A 5,209-nucleotide genomic window follows, 5' to 3' on the forward strand; every position below is an offset into this window, starting at 1 on the left:
GTGCTGGACCGGTCCAGCACCGCCGCGGCCGCGGTCAACGCGACGGCCGTCACGGTCGCCCCGTCGGCCGCCGACAGCTCCGATCCTCGTACCGTCGCCTGTGCTTCCGGCGCGGACGATCGAATCCGGGTGAGCGCGTCGGTGATGTCGGCGGGAACCCGCTCGGCGATCTCTTCGATGCTGCCGTAGGCGAGGACGCGGGAGGCGATGGCGTGCAGATCGGCCAGCACGTCGCGGGCCGGATGGGGGTGGTCGGTGTACACACCGAAGGTGCCTCGGCCGGCGGTGAGGGCATCGAGCACGCGTTGCTGGGCCCGGATCGCCGGGTGATCCGGGCGCAACCGCATCACCGGTGCCGAGGTCAGGTCTGCCCCGCACCGGGTGAGCCCACGTGGGCGAGCGGTGTCCGCACTGCGGTGGGGGCAGCGGCCCGGACTCGGCACGACCTCCCGGAGGGGACGGCTGCACCGTTGGACGCTTTCGCAGCGCGGGCAGGTGTCCGCCAGCAGGCAGTGGTGTTCGGTGCAGGCGAAGACGCATCCCAGCCGCCACTGCAGTTGCCACCGTCCGCCGGAGTCGGCGAGGCAGTCCGGGCAGTACCGGGATCGGCGTCCGCGGCCCCAGGGCAGGCCCGCGGCCGCTCGTCCCTTCCGTCCGTTCAGCGACAGCGCGATGCCGTCGTAGCGGGCCAACGTCATCGCCTCGACAGTGGTGGCGGGCAGTTCCGTCGCCGCGGCGATGGCGTCCACGTCGTTCGGGCGCAGGTGCATCGGCCACAGGTTCGGGCGCCGAACCCTGTCGGCGGCAGTGCTGTCGTCGGGGCGCAGGGCCGTGTCCAGGTCGACGAACGGCGTCCCGGTGCGGTGCGCGATGGCCTCGAGCCAGGAATCGATCGCCTCGCCGCGCAGCGGGGCGACCCGGATCGGCAGGGACCGCACCCCGGTCATCGGCGGCGCTGTGTCGGCCGGGTGGTGATGCGGCGCGCCTCGAGGGCGGCTTGCAGTTCTCGCCGCGCGGTCTCGGCGTCCTCGTCGTTGCTGACGGTGTCGAGCACCTCGGCATTCAGGCGTTCGCGGCCGGTGGCGACCGCGCGGTGGCAGCCGCGGTTGATCAGCACCATCAGCGACCCGATGTGGCCGGTGCTGCGGGTGAACAGGTAGGCCGACAGGTCGTCGGCGAGCATGCCGGGGTACTTGTCGGCGAGCACCAGTCCCTGTTCGATCGCCAGCAGCATGGTCCGCCATTCGCGGCGGCCGGTGTCGGTGTCGATGACGAACGGCCGCATCCCCACCAGTGTGGTGCGCCGCGCGGTCTGCGCCTCGGTGAACAGGCCGCGTTCGGCCAGCTTCACCCCGACGAAGACCACGGTGACCGGGAACTCGTTGGCGATGTATTTGAAGTGGTTGCTGATCTCTACGCCGCTGGTGGCGTGCATGCGCAGGAAATGCAGATCATCGACCACCAGAAGTCGTGTCTCACAGGAGGTCACGCAGTCCAGGGTGCGGCGGGACAGGTCGGCGCTGGTGCCGCGGGTGATCCCGGGGTGGGCGTAGAACTCGAGCATCGCCCGGTTGAACTCCTTGAGGCCGGTGTTGCCGGTCAACCCGACCCGGCACACCGGCCACCGCTGGTGCCCGTCGCGGGTGTGGGTGCCCTTGATCCGGATCTCGCGGCGGTGAAAATCCTTGGCGAACGCCAACACCGACGTCGTCTTGCCCAGGCCGGGGTAGGCGTCGATCGCGACCGCGCCCTTGGCCTTGTCGCCGAACTGGAGGTTGCTGTCGACCACGGTCGAGAGCTGCTCGTGCAGCGCGGTCAGTTGCGGGGTCCGGATCGGACCCAGGTTCGCGTGCCACAGCTGCCGGAAATGGTTGTAGACCTCGGCATCGTCGACGCTCAATGCGTGCAGCTGCCGGCGGGTCAGCACCTGCGGCGCGACCAGGGAAGGGGCGTCGGCGAAATCGCGCCACCCCTCCTTGCGGGAGAGCGCCACATTGCCCCGCGGCGCGTAGTCCTGCAGATGCTGCCGGATCAGTGCGATGGTCACAGGTACTCCAGCGCATCGGCGTAGAAATCGCCGTCGCCGGGCACGTCTGGCTCGTCCTCGGCGTCGTCATCACCGATGTCCGCGCTGGTCTGCGCGGCGTGGACCGGCACCGCCGTGCCGTGACGCGTCACCGACAGCGGCCCGGCCGGGTCTGTCGGTCCGTCCGGGTCGAGGTCGAGCGCCGCGTCCTCACGTGCCATACGCAACGCCATGCGCCGCTCGGTCATGCTCGACCCGAGGCCGAGATTCCAGCGCTCGAGCAGGTCGGCGACCGCGATCCGGTCGTCGGGGTAGGTGTACTTCGCCTTCGCCAACCGGCGGGCGAACGCCAACGCGTCCTCACTCAGCGGCATCTGCACCGACCGGGCATGCTCCCACTCGAGCGGATACCACCGCCGCGAGGTCGGATCCCGCAGATAGATTCGGGTGATGTCATCCGGATCGACGTGCAGTGGCCACCACCGGCCCTTGCCCTTTCCCCGGTCCGGGTACGGGCTGGCACCGTCGCGGCATCCCGGCGGCAGGTCACCGTGGTAGCGGCGACCGTGCACCTCGAACCCGTAATGCTGCAGGGTGCGCCACTCCACCTTGAGGAACTCGTATCCCAGGTCCGGATCGCGGGGCACTTCGATGTAGCCGGCGCGGGCGATGCCGTGCTCGAACATCACCGCCGGCGACATCTTTACCGACGGCAGATGCGGATCGAGCAGGCTCTCGTGCGGGCGGTGGTGGTACACCACCGCCACCCATTCCCGGATGATCGCCTCGAGCTCGTCGAGGTAGAAGAACGCCTCCGACTCCGGCGCCGCCCCACGCGAGTGCACGTCCGGGCCCTTGTATCCGGGCAGCGCCTGCAGCAGGTCCTCCCGGAGGGTGCGGAAGAACCGCTCCACCGGCCCCTTGTCGCGGCCGGTCCGCAACCGGGCCGGCTGGATCGAGATCCCCATCCGCTGACACACACTGGTCAGATGCTCGGAGACGTAGATCTTGCCGTGGTCGATCACGATGGTCTCCGGCGCCAGCGCAGGAGACGCCGCCCCCACCATCGGCCCGTCGACTGCGTCGACGTCGACCAGCAGTGACCGCGGAATGCCGTGCTCGGGCCACACCGCGTGCGCGGGCCAATCCTTGCCGGCCGGTCGCGGCCGGAACGCCTGATACAACGTGGCCGACGCGTCCACCGCCTTCGTCGACACCGGCGTGAGCCGGATCCCGACGACACAGCGTGTGTACCAGTCCATCCCGACCGTTAATTCCGTCTGCACCCACCGCAATGTCACCGGATCCAGTGCGAATACGTCCAGCCGGGTGGTGTCCATCAACAGGTACTCACCCGGTCGGGTCGGTCGCAGCTTCCCGTACGGCCCGTCCGGCCGGGCCGCGATGTCCCGATTGCGTTTGGTGCTCAACCGGAACGTCGGATGCCGCCGCTCCAACTCCTCGAGCACCCGAAACGCCGTCGCCCGCGACGGCAACCGCACCACACCCTCCCCGAACCGGGCCACCACCCGGGCGTTCGCCCGCTCGATCACCATCGTCCGCGACGGCCGCGACTGATCGGTGTGCTCGACCATCACCTCCAGCGCCGTCTCGATCCAGCGTTGATCGCGATGCTCCAGCGGTCCGCGTTCGGCCGTCCTGCACGGGGCGAGGCCGGCTTCACCGCCCCGGCGATAGTCACCGACCCAACGCCGCAGTGTCCGCACCCCAATCCCGAGCTCCGCGGCCTTCGCCGCATACCGCCTCGTCAACGGCACCGCCGGGTCGTACTCGGCGCGCGGTTCGCCCGGCGCCGACAACTGCGCGGAACCCGACCTGTACCCGGTAAGAGCCTCGCGCACATGCTCAGCCCGTTCGAGCAATCGGATGCGGTCGGGCTCGGTCAGCATCGCCGTCACGACGGAAGACAGCTCGCCGGGATCGTCGGAGGACGGCCCGCCCTCATCGGGGATCACCCGCACGTTCTCCGAGGTCAGCAGCTCGCGGACGGCGACGCGGCGGATCTGACCGTTCGTCTTGGTTCTGAGCACGACCTCATTACCCGCGGCGGTTGCCATCATCTCGATCACCTCGACGATCTCACCGTCGTAGATGAACCGAGTCCCGACACCGACCCGCGCCGCTGCGCCACTCATGACGCGAACCGCAACACGCTGGCGGCGGTCAACCCCTGGGTCATGTCCACGCCGAACTCCTGCCGCCACAGCAGATGAAACAGCGCCGCCCGTACCGACGGTTCCGGATAGGCAGACACCGCAGACAGCGCTTCGCCGATCCTGATCCCTTCCTGCACTACACTTCTCACCGCATCGAGCACACTCGGATCGAACAACCACGCCCGCCGATAGCTGGCGAGGAACCGCACATTCTCCAGCTCGATCGGAGGCGGCTCGCTCCACACCTCGTACCGCCATCCCCGCGCGGTCAACACCGACCTGGTCCACTCGAACGTGAACGCCACAGTCTTCGACGCCAACCGCCGACGAGGTTTCACATCCACGATCACCGGTCCAGCGTTCGTCAGCAGTAGGTAGTCCGGAATGTGCCGGCGTTCCTTGCCGTCGACAGGGCACCTCAGCAGAAACGGCTGCGCGGCAATGCGCTGCACCCCCACATCGAAGTCCGCGAAAAGCAGACTTGCCAGCTCCAGCCGCGATTCGTAAATCACATGACCGGACTCGGTCGCAGCCCAATAGGTACCCGAATAATGCTGCTGACCTCCATACCAGCGAAAGGTCCGCCACGGCGCGGAGGCAACGACGTCATCGACCGCGACCTCACCCAGCGGTCGGATCTCCTCGGCGCCGTCCACTACGTGGCGGCGAGCGAGCTGCGCCGCACCCAGATTCGACGACCCGGCACGCGGTTTCGCCGATCCAGCCACCGTAGCGTTCCCCATCGCGGCATCTCCCCGCATCGGAAGTACTCGGTTGGATCATCCACCCGCTATCCGCTTCCACCACGCAGCCACGCCGAGACAATCTCACCCAAATGGCCAACTGGCCACCGAGTGGCCATCTCGCGTGAGATTTGGCCACGGGTTCTTTTCATGGTTGAAATCTGTCTCATCGGCCCTGTCTGTGTTGCACAAGTGATTGCTGTGTCGTAGCGCTCGTGTATCTATGTCCTCCGTCGTCTCGGAGGAGGATTGGGTGTTCCTGT

The 5,209-nt window shown here is 68.2% G+C and carries 4 protein-coding genes; all 4 read right to left on the reverse strand.

The genetic code is table 11. From position 1 onward, the window contains the following. Positions 1 to 947 (reverse strand): TniQ family protein (locus WAW17_RS28805; RefSeq protein ID WP_422336268.1); only part of this gene is annotated, 947 nt, incomplete at its 3' end. Continuing rightward, on the reverse strand, positions 944 to 2,047 hold the full coding sequence (locus WAW17_RS28810) for a TniB family NTP-binding protein (RefSeq protein WP_422336269.1): 1,104 nt from the start codon (positions 2,045 to 2,047) through the stop codon (positions 944 to 946). The genes WAW17_RS28805 and WAW17_RS28810, both read right to left, overlap by 4 nt. Beyond that, positions 2,044 to 4,182 carry a helix-turn-helix domain-containing protein gene (locus tag WAW17_RS28815; protein ID WP_422336270.1) on the reverse strand — a complete coding sequence of 713 codons (2,139 nt, stop codon included), beginning with the start codon at positions 4,180 to 4,182 and terminating at the stop codon, positions 2,044 to 2,046. The genes WAW17_RS28810 and WAW17_RS28815 overlap by 4 nt, the downstream gene beginning before the upstream one ends. Continuing rightward, entirely contained in the window at positions 4,179 to 4,946 is a 768-nt protein-coding gene (locus WAW17_RS28820; RefSeq protein WP_422336271.1) for a TnsA-like heteromeric transposase endonuclease subunit, read from the reverse strand. The genes WAW17_RS28815 and WAW17_RS28820 overlap by 4 nt, the downstream gene beginning before the upstream one ends. Positions 4,947 to 5,209 lie beyond the last annotated feature (263 nt).

The sequence above is a fragment of the Rhodococcus sp. (in: high G+C Gram-positive bacteria) genome, from assembly GCF_049286785.1.
Lineage (GTDB): Bacteria > Actinomycetota > Actinomycetes > Mycobacteriales > Mycobacteriaceae > Rhodococcus_F.

What these genes read in the sequence shown, in the direction of transcription:
- WAW17_RS28815 (WP_422336270.1), bottom strand. Translation starts at nt 4,182, where the DNA reads ATGAGTGGCGCAGCGGCGCGGGTCGGTGTCGGGACTCGGTTCATCTAC.
- WAW17_RS28820 (WP_422336271.1), bottom strand. Translation starts at nt 4,946, where the DNA reads ATGGGGAACGCTACGGTGGCTGGATCGGCGAAACCGCGTGCCGGGTCG.